The sequence below is a fragment of the Corallincola platygyrae genome, from assembly GCF_039544265.1.
GTDB classification, from domain to species: domain Bacteria; phylum Pseudomonadota; class Gammaproteobacteria; order Enterobacterales; family Neiellaceae; genus Corallincola; species Corallincola platygyrae.
In genome coordinates this window covers 1-21,264 of record NZ_BAABLI010000034.1, presented here as the reverse complement: position 1 = coordinate 21,264, position 21,264 = coordinate 1, and the positions used below count along the sequence as shown (strand labels likewise).

Sequence of the window (21,264 nt, the reverse complement as noted above, 5' to 3'; positions counted from 1 at the left end):
GCTGGTCATAGCTGGCTGACGCCGGGCTTTGGCGATTATTTGGGATGACATTGGTCTGACGACCAACCAACATGACACTTTTGCCGCAAGGCGGCTTGGACACGCATCGGCGCATGCGGGGGTTACCCGCCCCTACGCGATGTAGAAAGGCACGGAGGCCTACTTCCTACCATGCGTTCTCCCGACGCTTATTTGCGCCGGTCACTGACCTGACCGGCGCCTTGTTTTATCTGCATATCTCTAACATTGCTACCTATCCCCTTTTCCTCACTCTAAACTCATATTAATCTTGCCGTTTTATCTCGTTAGAAAGGTTACGGAGTTAACATGCCAACAGCGGAAGCGTATGAATCGGCCTGTCATCAGATCAAACAGGCCCATGACACGCTTGGCCACAAGTTAGGTTGGCAGTTTCTTACCTCACCAAAAAACACCTTTCACCCCAAGGTTGATATTGGCTTCTTCACCCTATTACCGCTGACCGAATACCACTGTGAACAGACCTACTCTGCCAGTGCGGAGCAAGGCAGCATCTTCGCCACCGAACAATGGGGTAACCATGCCGTTGGCCGAGCGCCATTGCAAAAGCAAGTTCAGGCGATGTTCCGGCAGTTCTCCCGGCTGTTTTACTGCTCTGGTGATGCATTACTGCAAAGAAGTTTAACCGCTCACCTGATCCCGTTTCGGGCAGAGAGTATCGAGAAGCTTCAGGCCGCGGACGATTCCAAGCAATTTGCTCAAGACTTATGGCAAAAACTACTACCTGAGCTGGAGGCCAAGCTGGTTATCTGCATTGATGACTACTCGTCCCAGGTGCTCTATCAACTACTGACTAATGGGCAGATAAAACAGGCCAAGCCCGACACAATCAAGCTGAACTGGGGAAATGTCAGTGCCAAGGTCTACCGGCTGCCAGAAGGAAGTCCCAGTCGTGCACTTATCAGACTTCCTCAGTTAGCCAGGTTTACCGTCTTCGATAGGGAAAAATCGCAATCAGCAATCAACGAGTTAATTGCCCTACTCCATACCGTGCTCAATGAGCAGCCTCAGCCTACTGCAGCAAAGAAAGAGGCTCCCCCGAGCAAAAAGAAGCAACAAGCTGCATTCAGCAAAGCGGACAAAGAAGAATCAGTCCCGTCTGTTGAAACGGCTGCACCAGCTGAAACCAGTGCAAAGAGTAAGACCAGTAAGGCGATCTCTGATACTACCAAGGCTGCAACGACAAAACCTGAGTCGGGTAAAGAGACGGATAAACCGGACCCCAAAAGTGAAGAACAACCAGAGGCAGTCGCAGAATCACAAACAAGTGAGGACGGTCAGGCGAAGAATTCTGAACACCGGGCAATTATAGACTCAAGCAACGCCCAGCCGGAGGTCAGTAAGAGCCCTGAGATCCCCCATAACCAGGACGGTATGGAGGATGAGATCCAACTAACCCAAAGAAGCCAGGTTCTTCCCTCTGAGGGGGCCAGCCACCTTGCAGACCAAATCAGTTCGAAGTCCGATATTGCAGCTGACGGCTCTGCTGACGACAAAACCGAAAAAACGTCGGCCAGCCAAACAACGACAACTGAAAAAGAGAGTGAATCAGATCAAGCTGAAGCGGCTAAAGAGGCTGTTGCTGAGTCCAAAGAGCTCGACGCTCCTTCCCCAGCCATTGCAGCTCGACTGGAACAGCCCTTTGAAAGCGATAAAAAAATCAATAAACCTGAATTCTCAGAAAAAGAGCTTTATGCAGATGAGCCTGTATCTAAAAGTTCTCTTATCGTAACGGCACTTGAAGTGGTGATATTCACTACGGCGGCTGCAGTGATGATCGCCTACGTACTGCGCTAGTCTGTACGTTTTTTAACAAGCTTATGATTTAACGAAATATTAAAGAATTATTTCAAACAAGTTGCCGGGAATGGTTTCTATTCGCTTATGCGATAACGATATAACAAAATATAACTTTATATTATTTAGTTTGGTTGAGTATGCTTGTCAGTGAACTACACCATTAACGTCGGAACTCAAGGGACGAACCAAAATGAAAGTCTTTGAAGATAATTCACAAACCATCGGTCGTACACCGCTGGTCAAGCTAAACCGCGTTACCGGCGGTAATGTTTTCGCTAAAGTTGAAGCTCGCAACCCAAGCTTCAGCGTAAAGTGCCGTATCGGTGCCAACATGATCTGGGACGCCGAACAGCGTGGCGACCTGACAAAAGATAAAGAGCTGGTAGAGCCTACCTCTGGTAACACAGGTATTGCATTGGCGTTCGTAGCTGCAGCCCGTGGCTATAAGCTAACTCTGACCATGCCTAACACCATGAGCCTTGAGCGTCGTAAGCTGCTCAAAGCTTTGGGTGCCAATGTTGTTCTGACTGACGGTGCCAAAGGTATGAAAGGTGCGGTCGCTAAAGCAGAAGAGATCCGCGATTCAGATCCTTCTAAGTACATTCTGCTCCAGCAGTTTGATAACCCAGCAAACCCAGAGATCCATGTGAAGACCACTGGCCCAGAGATCTGGGAAGATACTGACGGCGAAGTAGACGTATTTGTCGCGGGTGTGGGTACTGGCGGTACCATCACTGGTGTTAGCCGTTACCTGAAACTGGAAAAAGGCAAAGATGTCGTTTCAGTTGCTGTTGAACCGACAGAGTCGCCAGTCATCACCCAAGCAAAAGCGGGTGAAGATCTGACTCCTGGTCCTCACAAAATCCAGGGCATCGGTGCAGGCTTCATTCCTGGCAACCTGGATCTGGAAATGGTTGACCGCGTTGAGCAGGTTAACAGTGCTGACGCCGTTGAGATGGCACGCCGCCTGATGGAAGAAGAAGGTATCCTGGCGGGTATCAGTTCTGGTGCTGCAGTAATCGCAGCGAAGCGCCTGGCAGAATCTGACGAGTTCAAAGATAAGAACATCGTTGTTATCCTGCCAAGCTCTGGTGAACGTTACCTGTCTAGCGTATTGTTCCAAGGCATGTTTACTGATGCAGAGAATGTGCAGTAAGCTATGGCCTGCTAAGTGGGTCCCATTCGGGACTCACTTAATCTCTCCCCCTGTTTTTTTGTTTTATTCCCTTTACTCTTCGCCACTGCATAAAAACTACATATTTATGCGGTAAAAGTGACTTTTTACTTGCTTTTTAGCCTTAAACTGGCACAGTGCTAAAACCCTTACTTGATGGATGGACAGTATGTTACTGTCGATATCACGCCCATCAGAGACGTATTCAGGAGACAGGGAACGGTATGTGTTCGATTTTTGGTATTTTAGACATTAAAACCGACCCGGCAGAGTTGCGTAAACAGGCACTTCAGCTTTCTAAGCTGATGCGCCACCGTGGCCCTGACTGGTCCGGCATCTACGCAAATGATAATGCGATTTTGGCGCACGAACGTCTGGCTATTGTTGACGTTAATACTGGCGCTCAGCCACTTCTCAACCCGGAACAAACACACGCTCTAGCGGTAAATGGTGAGATCTACAACCATAAAGAGCTGGAAGCGAACCTGAATGTCGATTTTCAGTTTCAAACCAAGTCTGACTGTGAAGTTATCCTCGCTCTGTATAAAGAAAAAGGCATCGACTTTATTGATGATTTGAACGGTATGTTCGCGTTTGCGCTTTATGACGCTGAAAAGAACAGTTATCTGATCGCCCGCGACCACATCGGTATTATCCCGCTTTACATCGGTTGGGATGAGCACGGCAACTTCTATGTTGCGTCAGAATTAAAAGCCCTCACGCCAGTGTGTAATAAGGTTCAGACCTTCCCCCCTGGGCACTACCTGAGCAGCGAAGACGGTGAAATCCGCCCTTACTACAAGCGTGACTGGCAGAGTTATGCTGAAGTTCGAGACAATGAAACCAGCCGAGAAGAGTTGCGTGCTGCATTAGAAGCGTCGGTTAAGCGTCAACTGATGTCTGACGTACCTTATGGCGTGCTGCTGTCGGGTGGTTTGGATTCTTCAGTTGTATCTGCTATTGCCAACAAATACGCTGCACGCCGTGTCGAGGATGACGAAACTACGCAGGCGTGGTGGCCTCGTCTGCACTCATTTGCGGTAGGCTTGAAAGGCTCACCGGATCTGAAAGCAGCACAGGAAGTCGCCAAGCATATCGGTACTCAGCACCACGAGATACACTTCACGGTACAGGAAGGCCTTGATGCTGTACGTGATGTTATTTATCACCTGGAAACCTACGACGTAACGACCATTCGTGCGTCTACCCCGATGTACCTGATGGCCCGTAAAATTAAGGCCATGGGTATCAAAATGGTATTGTCAGGGGAAGGTGCTGATGAGATCTTCGGTGGTTACCTCTATTTCCACAAAGCACCTAACGCGCAGGAATTCCATGAAGAACTGCTGCGTAAGCTGGAAAAACTAAACCTGTTTGATTGCCTGCGCGCCAACAAAGCCATGGCGGCTTGGGGTGTTGAAGCTCGCGTACCTTTCCTGGACAAAGAGTTCATGGATGTGGCGATGCGCATCAACCCTGAAGATAAAATGTGTCCTGGCGATAAGATTGAAAAGCAAGTATTGCGCGAGTGTTTCGCTCACTACCTGCCAGAGTCTGTCGCTTGGCGCCAGAAAGAGCAGTTCTCTGATGGTGTAGGTTATTCATGGATCGATACATTGAAAGAGATCGCAGACGAAGAGATCTCAGACCAGCAGCTTGAAAATGTTGAGTATCGCTTCCCGATCCACACGCCGGACAGTAAAGAAGCGATCATGTATCGCGAGATCTTTGAAGAGCACTTCGGAAACAACGAAAGCGTGCTGCGTACGGTACCACACGGTAAGTCAGTTGCGTGTTCAACACCTGAGGCGCTGAAGTGGGATGAGAGCTTCCAAAACCTAAACGACCCATCTGGTCGTTCCGTGGGTGTTCATAACGACGCCTACTAGCTTTCTGCATCTATGCAAAAGATTGAGTAGTAAAAAGGCAGCCAAATGGCTGCCTTTTTTAATTCTGATACACAGAGGTTACACCAACTCATTCAAACGTCGCTCAGCTGCCTCTATCGCGATTTTAGCGCCCTCTTCCCCCATCGCTAAACCCTCCGCATAAGCAAATTCGACATCTGAAATCCCTAAGAAGCCAAGTACGTCTCGCAGGTAAACTGTTTGGGTGTCTTTTGGCGTTCCCTGATACATGCCCCCTCTTGCCGCAGCAACCACTGCTCGTGTGTTTTTGACCAAGCCCTCGGGACCGTTTTCAGTGTATCTGAATGTCACTCCTGCACGGGCAATATGGTCTATCCACGCTTTGAAGCTGGATGGCACACCAAAGTTGTACATGGGCATGCCAATCACAATCACGTCAGCTGACATAACTTCTTCAATTAATAGGTCACTGCGCTGAGCCAACTCACGTTGTTCTGCTGTCTGCTCCTCTGCAGGTGTGGCCCAAGCGCCTAAGGTATTGCCATCTAAGTGTGGGATAGGCTCTGCCCCTAGATCCCGAACGGATACTTCACCATCTAAATTGGCCTTTAACCATGCTTCAGCGTAAAGATCTGCCAAGCGAGAAGATTGGCTGTTATCTGCAAGAATACTGCTCTTTACCACCAGTAGCTTTTTCATGTCACGTCCTCCAATTGAGATAGGACCTATTATCCAAACTAAATACCAAATTAAAATCGCAATAAAACAGCCATTTCATTCTAATTTTTAGAATGTTTTAGAAAAAATGTGACTTCGGCTTTCATTGTTTGCACAGATGTTTAAGATGCTGCAAAAATGTAGCCTGAGAAACCTGAAGGGAACCCGACCTATGACCAAACTCGGACGTATAGCACTGACTTCTTTGCTGGCTGGCGCTTCATTCCAAGCCGCAGCCATTGTACCCATCGATACCAAAGCCAACCCAGAAGATGGCTGGAGCGGTAACGTCGGCCTGGGTTTGAAAGGCAAATCCGGCAGTAAGGATGAGCAGGAATACAATGTTAACTTCCTGCTTCGTAACGTAAAAGGCGAGCGAACCGCCTTGTTGCTTACCGACTATAACTACGCCGAGACCAATGACAAAAAAGATGAAGACGATCTTTTTGTCCATGGTCGCTGGATCGAAAACAACTTCTTCCGACCTATGTTGGACTGGGAGCTATTCGCTCAGTATCAGTATGACGAGTTTGACGACCTTTCCAGCCGCAAGCTCGCAGGTACCGGTGTTCGCTGGCGTTTCGAAGATGAAACTGAAAACGGCAAGCTCCACACCAGTTTTGGCGCAGGTGGCTTCCTGGAAGAGGAAGAAGCGGAGAGCACTGGCGAAGAAGACACAAACTGGCGTGGTAACTTCTACGGCAAATGGGTATGGGATAGAAACGGCGAGTTCCCCTTCAGCCTCTATGGTCGACTCTATTTCCAACCAGTGTTAGATGACTTGGGAGACATCAGAGCCACCGGTAATGGCGGTATCAAGTTCGGTATTACCGAAGATTTAGCCCTGCATGTGGAAGCAGAAGTTGAGTACGATTCAGAACCTTTCGATGAAGCTGACAGCACCAACGTTGAGTACGGCGTAAAGCTAAGTTACGCCTTTAACTAAGCGCGACCGCTATTAGTATCAAAACGCCTCCAGATGGAGGCGTTTTGATTTGCAATAGGCTTAACATAGCCCCATCACGTAATGTACAAATGGCGTCGCTTCATTTAGGTCGAAGTAACCGTCTTTCTTCTTTGTCGCTCTCAGATATTGATACGTGGCGACGATCACTTTCATTAGCTTTTCATTCGTCAGGTTTAACTCGTTCTGCTCAGCAAGATCTGTGGTCAGCTTCATCGCCTTTTCCAGCGCTTCCATATCTACCACTTCGGCTTTGCGGTACTGGTAGCCGCACCCGGTCGCCAACCACTCGAGTGAAACATTGGCCTTCAAGGCTATTTGGTTCGCTTTGGCCAAGCTAGGTTCCGAGCCTTTAAGGTATTTGCGGATCAAGCTTTCACTTAGTTCGACTTTTCGTGCGAAAGCGCTGACGCTTTGCTCACCCATCAACTCTCTTAATCTAGTCGCAAAACCATTCTCTTCGCTCATTCTCAAACCTCTCTCGCTGCCAGGTGACTGCCGTAGCTATTTAAACCAACCCTCGAACCAAAGTTCGAAAAAGCTCGCACCACAGGCTTGAAAATAGCACTAGTTGGACGAAAATGCGATTAAAACCTTACTGGAGCAAAGATATGGACTCTCTTATTGGACGCACAATCATTATCACTGGTGGCGCAAGTGGAATCGGCTTGGGCATAGCGGAAGCCTTGGTAGCTCAAGGCGTCAATGTCGTGCTTAGCTCTCGTCGCATAGAGCTTCTTGAGCAAGAAGCTCAACGTCTGTCTGAAATAGGTCCCGGCAAAGCCATTGCCGTTGCAGCAGATGTTCGAGTTAAAGCAGAGGTTGAAAATGTCGCAACACAGGCCCTCAACCACTTTGACCGAATCGACGGACTTATTAATAATAGTGGCTTGGGCGTTCAAGATAGTATCGAATCTTGCCCGGAAGAAAACTGGGACCTGGTCATGGATACCTGTGCCAAGGGTACCTTCTTGATGACACAAGCTGTACTACCAACATTAAGGGAACAAAAGTCTGGCCATATCGTTAATGTTGCTTCACAAGCAGCCAAAAATGGCTACGCTAACGCGGGGCCTTACTGCGCGGCCAAATTTGCTGTTGTGGGTTTTGCCGCAGCACTGCAAGAAGAAGTAAGAGAGCATGGTATCAAAGTGCATAGCCTTTGCCCTGGCTTGGTACAGGTACCAAAACCAGCAAATGCAGCTGACCAGATGCAAGGCTGGTTGCAGGTAGAAGATATGGCCGAGGCAGTGATTTACGTGCTCAAACAGCCACGACGAGTATTCCTGGAGAATATCGGGCTATACGGCTTCTAATCCAACATCACAAGCTGGCACGTTAAATGCAGCACTCCTGCTGTCAGGCATTTTCGCCGAACTTTTGACGCAGGAGTATATGATGAGTAATCAAAACGATTCAAAGCGATTACAAGAAATCGCTAACGCGGTTGCAGAGCACTGTCAGCAGACGGAGCCAAATTGGCAGGAAGTGTTAACTTTAGCGACCGAAGCCGATGGCATTTGTCAGCGCCACGACATAGACTGCCCATTTGATGTTAACTACATTCGCTCTATCGCGGAGATCGCCTCTGCCGCTTGAGCGAGATAGCGGAGAGTTATGAAAGCGATAGTGACTGGCGCCAACGGCACCCTTGGCAAGCACCTGTGCAGCCACCTACGTAACTTAGGTTGGCAGGTATTGCCATGGGATCGCCATGCCGTTGAGGTCAATAACTGGGACCAAAGTTATCAGTTTCTGCAACGAATTAAGCCTGATGCAATTTTTCACCTGGCAATCGCGTCCACCAGCACTGGTATGGATAACGAAGGCTGGCGAATAAATCATGATTGGCCATTACAGTTAGCGGATCTATGCCGCGAGCTGAACATTGAATTGATCTTTACCAGTACTGCCATGGTGTTTTCCGATTTCGCCATTGGACCTTTCACCCCCAACTCAGTACCCGACGCTCCTGAAGGCTATGGCTTTGAAAAAATGCGAGCGGAGGAAGGCGTGCGCGCTAAGCTACCCACAGCAAAGATCGTTCGACTGGGTTGGCAAATCGACGAAACGCCCGGCGGGAATAATATGCTGGAAAACCTATGCCAGCAGGCTAAACAAGGAAACGGGACAGTTTCGGCCAGTGAGCGTTGGTACCCCGCCTGCTCGGCTATCAAGGATACAGTTGCAGGCCTGGCACAAGCATATGACTTACCCGCAGGCACCTATATGCTGGATAGCAACCGCCAATGGACCTTCTTTGACGTAGTCAGGGCGATTAATGCCAAACATGATATGAAATGGAATGTGGTCGCTAATCAGGATTTCGTATTCGATCAAAGGATGCAGGACCCTAGGTTACCTGTGCCCTCCCTCAGTGAACGCTTCCCTTTGCTGAAAAGCCTTTAAGTAGTTTCCAGAATATAAACCCTCGCGTACGAGCGAGGGTTTAACCAAGCGCTCCCAACAATCGCCGTTACCAGCCTACCAACTGCTCTTTAACCAAGGTCACCATCATCTGAATATGGCAGGGACTGTCGTTCAAACAATCTATGTAGCGATACTGTTCGCCACCCGCTTCTTCAAAGTATTCGCAATTCTCTTCTTTAATCTCTTCCAGAGTTTCGAGGCAATCAACCGAGAATGCAGGACAGATAACATCTAGATTTTTAATGCCTTTTGCTGGCATACCTTTCAAAGTCTCATCCGTGTATGGCATTAGCCATTGTTCACGACCGACTCGACTCTGAAAACTAATGGTCCATTCAGAGTCTGAGAGCCCCAATGCCCCAGCAATCGCTATGGCCGTTTCATGGCAATGGCGCTCATATGGATCGCCTTCATCTGCATAACGTTGTGGTATGCCGTGAAAGCTCATAAGCAAGTGTTCCCCCTTCCCATTGGCTTGCCAGTGCGCCCTCACCTTGCCCACCATTGCGCTAATGAACGCCGGGTGGTCATGGTAGTGATGGATAGAGCGTAGTTCGGGGATCAAGCGTTGTTTTTTCAGAGCATCTGCAATGCCATCAAATACAGCGGCGGTGGTACTGCAGGAGTATTGTGGGAACAGCGGCAGCACCACGACTTTATTAACTCCAGCATCAAACAAACGCTGAAGTGCGCCGGGAATCGACGGATTGCCGTAAGTCATAGCTAGCTCAACCTGGAGCTTATGCCCAGTGCCAAACAAAAGCGCATTTGTCAGCGCTTTTTGCTGCTTTTCACTGATAACTCGGAGTGGAGAGCCTTCATACCACCATATCGATTGGTATGCTTTAGCGGCGCGAGGAGACCGAAAAGGTAAGATGGCACCTTTAAGGATGCATTGCCATAGCCACTTCGGCACATCGACCACTCGAGGATCAGAGAGAAACTGGTTAAGGTAACTTCTGACAGCTGGCGTTGTCGGTGCATCTGGCGTTCCTAGATTCACCAATAGCACACCGTAATTTTCAGCCGCGTGTTTTAACTCCATGAAGACTCCAGATCCAAGCTTGAGCCATCATTACGCAGCAAATTCTTAATCAGATCAACCAGTAGCGTTAAGTCAAAATCAACTGCTCAATCTTTATCCAAGAGAAGTCAATAGCCGCCTGGCAATGCGATAGCAAAAGCGACTGAGCTAAAGAGAAATAGATTCGGTAAGAAGGTATGTCGTTCGCCCTGAACACAGCGTGCCCCGCGAAGCGCAGTGGGTATCGCCGCTCCAGTACATTTGCATGCCCCACGAAGTGTTTTGGGTACCATGTACCCGCGGCAAAGCTCACCCCGCGAAGCGCTGTGGGTGTACGACCGCCATGGATGGCGGAAATGTCGAAAATGCATGGAGCAATTTTCGACCGTTCGTCCTGAACATCGCCGCTCCCGTACATCCATGTACCCGCGGCATACCGTTCGTCCTGAACATAAAAAGCCCACCAATTGGTGGGCTTCTAAACAAATCTCGATTAACCGAGTTAACCTTAGCCGAGTTGCTCAGCCAATTCTGCGCTGATGGCTTCAACGGCTTTAGTACCGTTGATTTTCAGATATTTGGTATTACCCGCTTCTGCAACTTTGCCGTAGTAAGCGATCAGTGGTGCAGTCTGTTCGTGGTAGATACCCAGCCGCTTGCGCACTGTGCTTTCTTCGTCATCAGGGCGGATAACCAGGTCATCACCGGTCTCATCGTCCTTACCTTCCACTTTAGGTGGATTGTAAACTACGTGATATACACGGCCGGAACCAGGATGCACTCGACGACCGCCCATACGGTCAACAATCACGTCGTCTGGCACATCAAACTCAATCACACAGTCTACGTCGATACCGCTTTCAGCCATCGCGTCAGCCTGTGGAATAGTGCGCGGGAAGCCATCCAACAGGAAACCTTTCGCACAATCGTCCTGCGCAATACGCTCTTTAACCAAGCCAATGATCAGTTCATCTGAGACCAGTTGACCCGCATCCATCACTTTCTTTGCTTCCAGGCCCAGTGGCGTACCGGCCTTGATTGCGGCACGTAGCATGTCACCGGTAGAGATTTGAGGGATGCCATACTTGTTCATGATGAACTGCGCTTGGGTGCCTTTACCTGCACCAGGAGCGCCTAGCAGAATAATACGCATTTGCTTTGTTTCCTCTTGCGTGAGACATGCGCCTCAGCAGAATTAAAGTCGAATAATCGATCGATTATGAACCGGCAATTCTAACAGCCAATGTTGTTAAAACAAGTTAAAGCAATTCATTCAGATCAATGGAAATTCAAAAAACGGGGAGCAAGCTCCCCGTTTCAAATCATAGTCCAACGTGAGAACTTACTGAGCCGCTTTTAACAACATGGTATTCAAACGGTTAACGAATGCCGCAGGATCTTCCAGGCTGCCTCGCTCTGCCAGTGTTGCTTGCTCCAGCAGCAGCTGAGCCCACTCTCCGAACGCTTCCTCATCCTGCATATTATCCACGAATTTAACGATATCGTGGCTTGGGTTCAGTTCAAAGATGGCTTTAACTTCTGGCACAGGCTGCCCAGCCGCCTGCATCAGCTTAATCATCTGACTGGACATATCGTGCTCATCGGCAACGATACAAGCTGGTGAGTTCGTCAGGCGGTGGGTAATACGAACATCTTTTACCTTCTCGCCCAATGCACCTTTCACACGCTCAACCAATCCTTCATATTGCTTGGCTTCCTCTTCCTGCGCTTTTTTCTCATCTTCGTTGTCCAGCTCGCCCAGATCGAGCTCACCACGAGTCACAGACTGGAACTGCTTCTCTTTGTAGTCGGTCAGATGGCTCATCAGCCATTCATCGATGCGCTCATGCATCAACAGGACTTCAACGCCTTTCTTTTCAAACACTTCTAGGTGTGGACTGCTCTTTGCTGCAGCATAACTGTCTGCAACGATGTAGTAGATCTTGTCCTGCCCCTCTTTCATTCGCTCGACATAGGCGTCCAAAGAGACGTTGTCGACACTGCTATCGTTATGAGTCGATGCGAAACGCAACAGACCAGCCACTTTCTCTTTGTTGGCAAAATCCTCAGCAGGGCCTTCCTTCAGCGTATTACCAAACTCGCCCCAAAAGCTCTGATATTTCTCATCATCGTTTTTAGCCAAACGACTCAGCATATCCAGTACTTTCTTAGTACAGGCTTTGCGCATCGCATCCGTTACCGCATTGTCCTGCAGGATCTCGCGGCTTACGTTCAAAGGCAGATCGTTTGAATCCAGCACACCTTTTACGAAGCGCAGGTAAGTCGGCATAAACTGCTCAGCGTCGTCCATAATGAACACGCGCTGAACGTACAGTTTCAAGCCATGCTTCGTTTCGCGGTGGCCCAGATCCCAAGGAGCCTTGGCTGGGATATACAGCAAGCTAGTGTAATCGTGCTTACCTTCAACACGATTGTGAGACCACAGCAGCGGCTCTTGGAAGTCATGGGAGATATGTTTATAGAACTCCTGATACTCTTCCTCTTTAACCTCGCTCTTATTGCGAGTCCAGAGCGCAGTGGCACGGTTAACTTGTTCCCACTCACCCGGCTGAGCTTCAATCTTCTCGCCATCCGGCCCTTCGCTTTCGGGTACTTCATCTTTCCAGAACTGAACCGGTACGCTGATATGATCTGAGTATTTGCTTACGATAGAGCGCAACTTCCAGCTATCCAGATACTCATCTTCGCCTTCACGCAGGTGAAGAATGATCTCTGTGCCGCGCTCTGGGCGGTCGATATCTTCGACGGTGAAACTGCCCTCGCCTTCTGATTGCCATTGAACACCGCGATCGGATGTTTCACCTGCTGCGCGGGTCTTAACTGTAACCTTGTCGGCAACGATAAATGCAGAGTAGAAACCAACACCAAACTGGCCGATCAATTGTGAATCTGAAGCTTGGTCGCCAGAAAGCTGCTTAAAGAAGTCTGCCGTGCCTGACTTGGCAATAGTGCCCAGATGCTCAACAACTTCGTCACGGGTCATACCGATGCCATTATCGATAATGCTGACAGTACGGGCATCTTTGTCTGCACTGATGCGAACGCGCAGATCGCCCTCTTTCTCATAGAGGTCTGCGTTGCTCAGCGCTTTAAAGCGCAGCTTGTCTGCCGCATCGGACGCGTTCGAAACAAGCTCACGCAGGAAGATCTCTTTGTTGCTGTAAAGGCTGTGGATCATCAGCTGAAGCAGCTGTTTTACTTCGGTCTGGAAACCGTGAGTTTCTTGATGTGCCATATCTGACTTTCTTCTCAACAGGGTTAACACAAATACGATATGAGAAGGAATTTGGGGCTGGCGATTTCGATTTCAAGAGACAGAGGGTAAATTCACAACCAATTGCACAATCCTTGCTCACAAAGTTAGTTATGGGCTGATCTGAATCAGACATAAAAAAACCCGCTAATTAGCGGGCTTTTATAAACCTGGCCGGTGTTGATTAGTCGCTACCGAACAGATCTCGTGTGTACACTTTCTCAGCCACGTCGCGGATATCGTCCACCATACGGTTGGCAACAATCACGTCGCAAGACGCTTTAAACTCTTCCAGATCTTTGATCACTTTCGAGTTAAAGAAATCGTCTTCTTTCAGCACTGGTTCGTAAACCACAACTTCGATACCTTTAGCCTTAATACGCTTCATGATTCCCTGAATCGAAGAGGCACGGAAGTTATCAGAGCCAGCTTTCATAATCAGGCGATATACACCTACACGCTTCGGCTGCTTAGCAACGATAGAATCTGCAACGAAGTCTTTACGTGTGCGGTTGGCATCCACAATCGCTTTGATGATGCTGTTTGGTACGTTTTCATAGTTTGCCAGCAACTGCTTGGTATCTTTCGGCAAGCAGTAACCACCGTAGCCAAATGAAGGGTTGTTGTAATGGTTACCAATTCGTGGGTCCAGTCCAACCCCTTCGATGATCTGACGACTGTCCATACCGTGGGCTTCACAGTAAGAATCCAACTCATTGAAGTAAGCAACACGCATCGCAAGGTAGGTATTGGAGAACAGCTTAACGGCTTCTGCCTCAGTAGAGTCAGTAAACAGCGTTGGAATATCTTCTTTAATTGCGCCCTGCTTAAGCAGTTCCGCAAACTTCTCTGCTCGAGCAGACTGCTCACCAACGATAATACGAGATGGGTGCAGGTTGTCGTATAGCGCTCGGCCCTCACGCAGGAACTCAGGCGAGAAGATGACATTCTCAGTTTCAAGGCGTACTTTAACGTCCGCAGTGAAACCAACAGGTACTGTCGACTTGATTACCATCACCGCTTCAGGGTTAATTGCTTTGACATCCTGGATCACTGCTTCCACAGATTTAGTGTTGAAGTAGTTCGATACAGGGTCGTAATCGGTAGGCGTAGCGATCACTACATACTCTGCGCCTTGATAAGCCTCTTCTTTGCTCAACGTCGCTTTAAGGTTCAGCGTTTTATTGGCCAGAAACTCTTCGATCTCAGCATCAACAATGGGCGAACGCTGGTCATTAATCAGGTTCACCTTCTCTTCAACCAAGTCTACTGCCACCACTTCATTGTGTTGTGCGAGCAGCACAGCATTAGACAAACCCACATAGCCAGTACCGGCAACAGCAATTTTCATGATCTTTCTACCCTGTAGTCCTAACATAGGCGCCAAAGTCCGTGGCGCCACGGTCATTTCTCTAATTAGATTTAGCCTGCAAGCTTACGAACCATTTTCAGCGACTGGTCGACGTAACTTCTTGCTTGCTCGAAGGTATCCGCCTCAGCGTAACAGCGCAGCTCCGGCGCATTCCCGGAAGGTCTTAAGTGCACAATACAGCCATTTGAAAGCGTCATTCTGAGACCATCTGTGATATCAACTGATGTAACACTCACCTCTGTAATACCCAGTTTTTCAATCAGCGACTGTGGCGCCTCGGCTCCCTCAGCCAAAATCTGCTGACTTTTTTCTGTTGCAAACTCTTTAATACGATCTGAGTGAGTAAAACGCTGCGGCAATGCTTCAACCAAACTCGAAATCGGCGTACTTCTTGATGCTGCCAATAACATTAATGCTGGCAATAGGGCATCTCGCGTTGGCAGCGCTTTAAGTTCGTGCCCATCGACATACATATCCGAACCAAGCAAGAAACCACCGTTAGCTTCAAAGCCAGCTACGGAAGAAAACTGCTCGCTAAGCTCAGGAAACGCAGCGATGACATAGGGTGAGCCAATCTTGGTTCGAGCGACTTTGGCAAATCGTTCAGATTTTTCTATTGCGGTATTACAACTAACTGGAACTGCCAGCGCTTTAACATTGAGGGCGTCGGCACACAATAATCCCAGTATGTCACCACGCAACCACTCTCCCTTTTCGTCCGAAATCAGTGGGCGATCGCCATCGCCATCAGTAGAGAAAATGGAATCAAAGCCGTATTGCTCAACCCAGCCTCTCGCCTTCTCACGGTCAGCATCTGATACTGCCTCAGTATCGATAGGTACAAACTCATTGCTACGCTCCAACGCAACAACCTCGGCACCAAGTTCCTCAAACAGTGTTGCGTAGAGATCTCGGCCAGCGCTTGAGTGTTCGTAAACACCTATTTTGCGGCCTTGTAACCATTGCCCATCAAAAAGAGACTGATAACGCTTAACGTACCGTACGCCTGCAGAGACATCCGCAGACAACGATGGAATCTCAGAAATCGCAGCAAACTCCACATCGGCCGCTAATATGTCGCTTTCATCCTGCTTGGATATTTCGCCATCTGGGCGGTAAAACTTGAGGCCGTTGCGATCAAACGGAATGTGACTGCCTGTCACCATAATGCAGGGTATTCGATCTTCCATTGCCACATAGGCAAGCGCAGGAGTCGGAACCACACCATAATAAACAGGCTCTATACCTAGTTGCTCAAGAGCCCTAGCGCACGCCATGGCCATATCATAACTACTCGGGCGGTTGTCTATAGCGAGCGCAAGCCGATCGAACTCAAACGAACCTTTCATGACTGTAGCGAAAGCGTGGGTGAACGCCGCACAAACATCTGGGGTAAAGTCCGTTACCAGACCACGAGCACCACTGGTGCCAAATGCAACACCACTCGTGGCGATGACTTTAGAACTACAAAACATAAAAATCTCTCTGATTTCCCTGTCAATGAGTCACATTATTCCGAAAAAATGTTACAGAGACCACATAAAACAGAAAATTTATGAAGAAGGGTTGTAAGCAGGCCTCGAAAAGGCAGGCCCGCTCGCGTCTTAAACGTAAGCGCTGCAGCAAGATTTGATAGGCGCAACATCAAGCCGCTCGAAAACAACTAGCATCTGATGTTTTTCGATTAGGGATATCAAGCCGCCAGCACACCATGATGCTTAAGCGCACTTTTAACCTGTTCACACTGGCCAACAGCTGAGGTCGGAGAAGTAGACAGCCGTGCCGCCCACAAATAGTGAGAAAAGTGAAAATCGCACTGCTCTGATGGTGGCTGTAGAAGCGCTTTGGCGTAATCATCAGCCATGCCCCAACGTTTCAACGTAATCTGCAAATACTTGTCACTAAGGCCAAGCAACTCATCGATCGTCGACATGCCCAAGCGCTGTTCGCCAGCATCTGGCACATCATTAGCACTGCGAGCCACAACCTGATCTGCTGCAGTCAACACCGCGAGCGTACCTACACCAGACATAATCGCCGCGGTCAAAATGTCAGAAGCATCCAACTTTCTACACTTTGCTGGTTCACGGTGACGATGCTGCCAGTACAGCTCAGTCGCAACCTGCCCCAGATTCCAACTTTGCTGCCAATTCATTCGCATTCTCTCTGCAATATTCGCATCAACGCAGCGGGCATCATGTAACTGCTTAGCCGCATAAATCATCGCCAACTCACCAACGGCGTGGATACCGATACGACGGATCGCATCAGCTATCTGGTGACAAGTCTGTTTGCCGGTACCATATAACGCGCTATTCGCTAACTTTAAAAGATATCCACTGAATGCAGGATCTTTCAGTACAACGGATTCAACGTCGTAGATATCTGACTTAGGATTGACACACAAGCGCCTGACCGCAACAACCTGCTCAGGCAGAGCCAAGAGGTGTTGCTCTGATTTAAACAGGGCATTCATCGCCCCAGCGAACTTTTGTAATGGCAAACTGGCCTCTCATACGTCCTAGGCGGTAGAGCGCCCTATTTTGCCTGTCACTAAAAAACATGCCAAGCGACCCAGCCCACGCTTTTCATTATCAGCATTTCGCGCGACAATATGCTCATAAGATATAAGCGACACGGAACCGTCTCCTTGAGCACTTTCTTCATGAAAAAACTGTTTAGACGTCAGGCAGCTTCAGTCATTTTAGCTGGTGCATGCCTATCCGCAGCCAATGCAGCGCCTTGGGTATCACCTGACGATATTCACCTGCGCGCTGATATTCAAATGCTTGCAGACGCCGGAATCATCACAGTGCCGGTAAACACATTCCCGTTGATGTGGAGTGGGATTATTCAGGATTTGGAAAAGGCATCAATTTCCAGTGAGCAAGAAGCTATCCGCCTGGCCATACACCGCGTTCGTCATGCCTTCACACAACAGAATGATAAGCGCGGCGTAACCAAGTTTTCAGCCGGAGCAGCAACAAATACAGCACGCTTTCAACACTTCGGCTCTCCTCTCAGAGAAAAGGGCGAAGCCTCCATCAGCCATGAAGGTATGGGGAATCGTGTTGCCTACAAAGTAAAGGCGACCTACGCCTATCACTCTCAAGACGATGAAGACGTCCGACTGGACGGATCTTATTTCAGCATAGTGCTTGGCAATTGGGCTTTTACAGGCGGTGTTATTGATCAGTGGTGGGGTCCGGGATGGGATACAGCTCTAACCATGAGCACCAACGCTCGTCCTATCCCTACAATGATGGTAAGCCGTAATCAGGCAGAAGCATTTGATCTACCAGTCCTCGAGTGGCTTGGCCCCTGGACACTTAGCACGGGTGTAGGTTGGCTAAATGATGACGACCGCCATGTTGAAGATGCGTTGCTCTGGACTTTTAGAGCGACAATCAAACCTCTCCCTCAATTGGAACTAGGTGTATCACGCTCAGCTCAACTTTGTGGCGACGATAGAGATTGTGGGCTTAGTACATGGGGAGACATGCTCGCAGGTGATGATAATGCGGTTGGCTCAGAGGGTAGTACAGAGGAACAACCTGGCAACCAGTTGGCAGCTATCGATTTTCGATGGGGTGATACAGCTTGGGGGATTCCATATGGTATATATGGTGAAACCATGGGAGAAGATAATTTTAGCCCAAGCAAGTTTCCGCCATTTTCAGCCAAAAGCTACCTTGGTGGAGTAGACGTCACTTACCACATTGGCAAACAACAGATCCGAACATTCTTTGAATACACAGACACAGGCGCAGAGTGCGGCTCAGGATACAACTGTGCGTACGAGCATCACCTATATCAAAGCGGATACCGCTATTGGAAAAGAAGTATCGGCAGTACTTATGACAACGATGCAAAAACTTACACTCTAGGTTTCGTTGGCACTCGCCTAAATGGTCACCAGTGGAAAACTAACCTTCGTTACTTAGACCTGAACTTTGATAATTCGAACAAAAATGCCCCTGGCGGAAATACCGTTGCGCCAATCGCAGAACAAGCGAAGCAGATTGATGTGAGCTATCTATTGCCCTTCTTTAATGGACGTCTAGAGCTCGGGATGGACTACACCCATTCATCTTTTGACAATGCTGGTGAAGATTCAGATGGCAGGTGGAATGGCTGGGCGAAGTATGAGTTTGTTTTTTAAATAAACATCAAATTAATAAATATGCCCCCAATAATAAACCTCTCAGCAGAGAGGTTTATTATTGGTACAAGGCAGCAATTATCAATTCCAACACTGAGACGGGCTTTTATCTAACTTCGCCCGTACAAATCTTCAAAGCGAACAATATCATCTTCCCCCAGATATGAACCTGATTGAACCTCAATCAGCTCCAATGGTACTTTGCCAGGATTCTCCAGTGCATGTACTACGCCCACAGGGATGTACGTTGATTCGTTTTCAGTAACCAAGAAGGTCTTATCACCGTTGGTCACTTTAGCGGTGCCGGAGACCACAATCCAGTGCTCTGCTCGATGGTGATGCATCTGCACACTAAGCTTGGCGCCGGGTTTAACGGTAATGCGTTTCACCTGATAGCGCTCGCCGTTATCGACCGAGTCATATTTACCCCACGGACGGTAGACTTCGCGGTGTATTTGGAACTCACTACGACCGTCGTCCTTTAGTTGCTCAACGATTTTCTTGACGTCCTGCACTTTGTCTTTGTGGGCGACCAATACAGCGTCTTTGGTATCGACAATCACAATATCTTCCAAGCCCACGGTGGCAATCAGGCGCTGTCCCTCTTGTTCACTTGAGCCATGAACCAGACAGTTTTTGCTGTCATACAGAATCACATCACCGCGACTGGCGTTACCATTTTCGTCTTTTTCGTCCACTTCCCACAGCGCAGACCAAGAGCCGATATCATTCCAGCCAGCGTCTAACGGCACCACAACCGCATCAGATGTTTTTTCCATCACGGCATAGTCGATTGAGTCTTCCGGGCACTTGAGAAATTCGGCTTTATCTACGCGGACAAAATCCAAATCTTTTTCTGTGTGCTTGAGTGATGCTTCACAGGCCCCTGCGATATCCGGACGGTGAGTTTTCAGCTCGTCTAAGTAACGGCTGGCTTTGAACAGGAACATGCCACTGTTCCAATAATATTTGCCACTGTCGAGGTACTGCTGGGCGGTGCCAGCATCAGGCTTCTCTACAAACTGGCTCACATTATAACCCGCATCTACGTTATCGCCGCGCTTGATGTAACCATACCCGGTATGGGCTGACTTCGGCACAATGCCAAAGGTGACAAGCTTACCCTGCTCCGCCAGTGGAATAGCCTTTTCGACGGCAGCGGTAAATGCCGCCTCATCCTGAATAACATGGTCGGCGGCGAGCACTAGCAACAGGAGGTCAGCATCCCCATTTCGGTGTGCAGTAATATTTGCGGCCAGCGCAATAGCAGGTGCTGTATTACGCCCCAGGGGCTCAAGTACGATGGTGCCCAAGTTATCGAGCGTGCGCAGCTGCTCAGCAACGATAAAGCGGTGCTCTTCGTTACAGATGGTCACAGGCTCCGCCGTATTTAGCTGCCCTAAGCGGCTGATGGTTTCCTGCAGCATGGTGCAGCTTCCGGTCAACGGCAGAAACTGCTTTGGGTAAAGAGCACGGCTCAAGGGCCAAAGCCGGGTGCCGGAGCCGCCGGCCATAATCACAGGTACTAACATGTTTAATTTCCAAGAACTAAGAACGTTTAATCAATTTTTTTCTGTGTTGTCTATTTTAGCTGGTGGGACTATCACACTATCTACAGCAATAGCAGAACATCAGCTTGCTTACCGGCTTCACTTATAAACGACTGTGCTTATGAACAACATCACTATTCAATATCTCTGACTCAGAATGCCAACGGTAATCACTGTGCTGCGCATCCTGCATCACTACTGGAATCTCCGGCGACGTTCACATCGAGCTCAACATCCAGTAAACAAACAAATGCCTATTCAACTCCTTCATCCTTGACGATACGCCCACCAGGCACATACCACCAATTTATGGGCGGACGACCGGCTCGTTTGCCCGGCAGTATGAGGCCATCCGGCGCACGTAATACCAAGTCGATGAACACCTTCTGAGTATCGGTCACAGAAGCTTTTACAATGTCCAACGATTGTAGGGGTATTTGGTTCACCTTGGCTACGGTCTCAACTAACTCACGAATGGTGCAGTCGACATCGGTACCGAAATCCATGGAATACAAGCTTTCGTCTATGTGCCTGCAGTGAAAACGACCTAAACAATACCTACTAGGTCCTAATGTAATACAAGAACAGTATCAAGCTGCATTTCCACGAGTTGGTATATATGTTGCAGTGGCAGTTGCTGGGTGTGGAAGTGTTCATAAGCGGCTGTATTAACGAAATACAAAGATATGGTTATCGCGGTACGGCAATAGAAAAGATGGCTTATCACTTGGGCGAAAACTCGCTAGCGCCAAAAAGCCGGTAGATGTTTTGATGTACGTGAAGAGCAAGCTCTAAACGCAATGATGCATAATGTGCAACCGGAACATAGGTAACACTTTAAACCGGCAACATGGGTTACACCTTTTCAAAGGTTGAGCAACGCCATTCGG

The 21,264-nt window shown here is 48.7% G+C and carries 18 protein-coding genes; 8 read left to right on the top strand and 10 right to left on the bottom strand.

What is annotated here, in order from left to right:
* Positions 1-327 precede the first annotated feature (327 nt).
* From ABEA14_RS18565 to asnB, 3 genes are all read left to right on the top strand, one after another.
* Positions 328-1,836: a hypothetical protein gene (locus ABEA14_RS18565; RefSeq protein ID WP_345342232.1), complete on the top strand. Its 1,509-nt coding sequence runs from the start codon at positions 328-330 to the stop codon at positions 1,834-1,836.
* Between the two features lie 193 nt (positions 1,837-2,029).
* Positions 2,030-2,995, top strand: a complete 966-nt coding sequence (gene cysK, locus ABEA14_RS18560) for a cysteine synthase A (RefSeq protein WP_345342230.1) — start codon at positions 2,030-2,032, stop codon at positions 2,993-2,995.
* 242 nt (positions 2,996-3,237) lie between these two features.
* Positions 3,238-4,902 (top strand): asparagine synthase B, encoded by a 1,665-nt coding sequence (gene asnB / locus ABEA14_RS18555; RefSeq protein WP_345342228.1) that lies wholly within the window; start codon positions 3,238-3,240, stop codon positions 4,900-4,902.
* Positions 4,903-4,980: 78 nt separating this feature from the next.
* Here the strand turns inward: asnB and ABEA14_RS18550 are convergent, their stop codons facing one another.
* Positions 4,981-5,580: an FMN-dependent NADH-azoreductase gene (locus ABEA14_RS18550; RefSeq protein ID WP_345342226.1), complete on the bottom strand. Its 600-nt coding sequence runs from the start codon at positions 5,578-5,580 to the stop codon at positions 4,981-4,983.
* 190 nt (positions 5,581-5,770) lie between these two features.
* Here ABEA14_RS18550 and ABEA14_RS18545 point away from each other — a divergent pair, with 190 nt between their 5' ends.
* Positions 5,771-6,544, top strand: a complete 774-nt coding sequence (locus tag ABEA14_RS18545) for a DUF481 domain-containing protein (RefSeq protein ID WP_345342224.1) — start codon at positions 5,771-5,773, stop codon at positions 6,542-6,544.
* A gap of 60 nt (positions 6,545-6,604) precedes the next feature.
* Here the strand turns inward: ABEA14_RS18545 and ABEA14_RS18540 are convergent, their stop codons facing one another.
* The gene (locus tag ABEA14_RS18540) at positions 6,605-7,030 is read right to left on the bottom strand and encodes a helix-turn-helix domain-containing protein (protein WP_345342222.1); all 426 of its coding nucleotides are present in this window, start codon (positions 7,028-7,030) and stop codon (positions 6,605-6,607) included.
* A gap of 143 nt (positions 7,031-7,173) precedes the next feature.
* Between ABEA14_RS18540 and ABEA14_RS18535 the strand changes: the two genes are divergently transcribed.
* The 3 genes from ABEA14_RS18535 to ABEA14_RS18525 all read left to right on the top strand — a co-directional run bounded on the left by ABEA14_RS18535 (position 7,174) and on the right by ABEA14_RS18525 (position 8,971).
* Positions 7,174-7,878, top strand: a complete 705-nt coding sequence (locus tag ABEA14_RS18535) for an SDR family oxidoreductase (RefSeq protein WP_345342220.1) — start codon at positions 7,174-7,176, stop codon at positions 7,876-7,878.
* Between the two features lie 82 nt (positions 7,879-7,960).
* Positions 7,961-8,161: a hypothetical protein gene (locus tag ABEA14_RS18530; RefSeq protein ID WP_345342218.1), complete on the top strand. Its 201-nt coding sequence runs from the start codon at positions 7,961-7,963 to the stop codon at positions 8,159-8,161.
* An 18-nt stretch (positions 8,162-8,179) separates the two neighbouring features.
* Positions 8,180-8,971, top strand: coding sequence for a sugar nucleotide-binding protein (locus ABEA14_RS18525; protein WP_345342216.1), 792 nt, complete (start codon positions 8,180-8,182; stop codon positions 8,969-8,971).
* Between the two features lie 67 nt (positions 8,972-9,038).
* On the opposite strand, the gene hemH is transcribed toward ABEA14_RS18525, so the two are convergent.
* The 6 genes from hemH to ABEA14_RS18495 form a co-directional block, all read right to left on the bottom strand.
* Positions 9,039-10,037: a ferrochelatase gene (hemH, locus tag ABEA14_RS18520; RefSeq protein ID WP_345342214.1), complete on the bottom strand. Its 999-nt coding sequence runs from the start codon at positions 10,035-10,037 to the stop codon at positions 9,039-9,041.
* A 487-nt stretch (positions 10,038-10,524) separates the two neighbouring features.
* Complete coding sequence (adk, locus tag ABEA14_RS18515; protein ID WP_345342212.1) at positions 10,525-11,169, bottom strand: adenylate kinase; 645 nt, start codon at positions 11,167-11,169, stop codon at positions 10,525-10,527.
* 189 nt (positions 11,170-11,358) lie between these two features.
* The gene (gene htpG / locus ABEA14_RS18510; RefSeq protein WP_345342210.1) at positions 11,359-13,272 is read right to left on the bottom strand and encodes a molecular chaperone HtpG; all 1,914 of its coding nucleotides are present in this window, start codon (positions 13,270-13,272) and stop codon (positions 11,359-11,361) included.
* Between the two features lie 202 nt (positions 13,273-13,474).
* The gene (locus ABEA14_RS18505) at positions 13,475-14,641 is read right to left on the bottom strand and encodes a nucleotide sugar dehydrogenase (protein ID WP_345342208.1); all 1,167 of its coding nucleotides are present in this window, start codon (positions 14,639-14,641) and stop codon (positions 13,475-13,477) included.
* A gap of 71 nt (positions 14,642-14,712) precedes the next feature.
* A complete protein-coding gene (locus ABEA14_RS18500; protein ID WP_345342206.1) occupies positions 14,713-16,137 on the bottom strand; it encodes a phosphomannomutase in 1,425 nt (474 codons plus the stop codon).
* A gap of 218 nt (positions 16,138-16,355) precedes the next feature.
* Entirely contained in the window at positions 16,356-17,165 is an 810-nt protein-coding gene (locus ABEA14_RS18495) for an HDOD domain-containing protein (RefSeq protein ID WP_345342204.1), read from the bottom strand.
* 162 nt (positions 17,166-17,327) lie between these two features.
* Here ABEA14_RS18495 and ABEA14_RS18490 point away from each other — a divergent pair, with 162 nt between their 5' ends.
* Positions 17,328-18,824, top strand: a complete 1,497-nt coding sequence (locus tag ABEA14_RS18490; protein ID WP_345342202.1) for a capsule assembly Wzi family protein — start codon at positions 17,328-17,330, stop codon at positions 18,822-18,824.
* Between the two features lie 110 nt (positions 18,825-18,934).
* Here ABEA14_RS18490 and ABEA14_RS18485 read toward each other — a convergent pair whose 3' ends face one another.
* Positions 18,935-20,356 (bottom strand): mannose-1-phosphate guanylyltransferase/mannose-6-phosphate isomerase, encoded by a 1,422-nt coding sequence (locus ABEA14_RS18485; protein WP_345342200.1) that lies wholly within the window; start codon positions 20,354-20,356, stop codon positions 18,935-18,937.
* A 272-nt stretch (positions 20,357-20,628) separates the two neighbouring features.
* Entirely contained in the window at positions 20,629-20,880 is a 252-nt protein-coding gene (locus ABEA14_RS18480) for an NUDIX hydrolase (RefSeq protein ID WP_345342198.1), read from the bottom strand.
* Positions 20,881-21,264: the final 384 nt, after the last annotated feature.

What these genes read in the sequence shown, in the direction of transcription:
- ABEA14_RS18565 (WP_345342232.1), top strand. Translation starts at nt 328, where the DNA reads ATGCCAACAGCGGAAGCGTATGAATCGGCCTGTCATCAGATCAAACAG.
- cysK (WP_345342230.1), top strand. Translation starts at nt 2,030, where the DNA reads ATGAAAGTCTTTGAAGATAATTCACAAACCATCGGTCGTACACCGCTG.
- asnB (WP_345342228.1), top strand. Translation starts at nt 3,238, where the DNA reads ATGTGTTCGATTTTTGGTATTTTAGACATTAAAACCGACCCGGCAGAG.
- ABEA14_RS18550 (WP_345342226.1), bottom strand. Translation starts at nt 5,580, where the DNA reads ATGAAAAAGCTACTGGTGGTAAAGAGCAGTATTCTTGCAGATAACAGC.
- ABEA14_RS18545 (WP_345342224.1), top strand. Translation starts at nt 5,771, where the DNA reads ATGACCAAACTCGGACGTATAGCACTGACTTCTTTGCTGGCTGGCGCT.
- ABEA14_RS18540 (WP_345342222.1), bottom strand. Translation starts at nt 7,030, where the DNA reads ATGAGCGAAGAGAATGGTTTTGCGACTAGATTAAGAGAGTTGATGGGT.
- ABEA14_RS18535 (WP_345342220.1), top strand. Translation starts at nt 7,174, where the DNA reads ATGGACTCTCTTATTGGACGCACAATCATTATCACTGGTGGCGCAAGT.
- ABEA14_RS18530 (WP_345342218.1), top strand. Translation starts at nt 7,961, where the DNA reads ATGAGTAATCAAAACGATTCAAAGCGATTACAAGAAATCGCTAACGCG.
- ABEA14_RS18525 (WP_345342216.1), top strand. Translation starts at nt 8,180, where the DNA reads ATGAAAGCGATAGTGACTGGCGCCAACGGCACCCTTGGCAAGCACCTG.
- hemH (WP_345342214.1), bottom strand. Translation starts at nt 10,037, where the DNA reads ATGGAGTTAAAACACGCGGCTGAAAATTACGGTGTGCTATTGGTGAAT.
- adk (WP_345342212.1), bottom strand. Translation starts at nt 11,169, where the DNA reads ATGCGTATTATTCTGCTAGGCGCTCCTGGTGCAGGTAAAGGCACCCAA.
- htpG (WP_345342210.1), bottom strand. Translation starts at nt 13,272, where the DNA reads ATGGCACATCAAGAAACTCACGGTTTCCAGACCGAAGTAAAACAGCTG.
- ABEA14_RS18505 (WP_345342208.1), bottom strand. Translation starts at nt 14,641, where the DNA reads ATGAAAATTGCTGTTGCCGGTACTGGCTATGTGGGTTTGTCTAATGCT.
- ABEA14_RS18500 (WP_345342206.1), bottom strand. Translation starts at nt 16,137, where the DNA reads ATGTTTTGTAGTTCTAAAGTCATCGCCACGAGTGGTGTTGCATTTGGC.
- ABEA14_RS18490 (WP_345342202.1), top strand. Translation starts at nt 17,328, where the DNA reads ATGAAAAAACTGTTTAGACGTCAGGCAGCTTCAGTCATTTTAGCTGGT.
- ABEA14_RS18485 (WP_345342200.1), bottom strand. Translation starts at nt 20,356, where the DNA reads ATGTTAGTACCTGTGATTATGGCCGGCGGCTCCGGCACCCGGCTTTGG.
- ABEA14_RS18480 (WP_345342198.1), bottom strand. Translation starts at nt 20,880, where the DNA reads ATGGATTTCGGTACCGATGTCGACTGCACCATTCGTGAGTTAGTTGAG.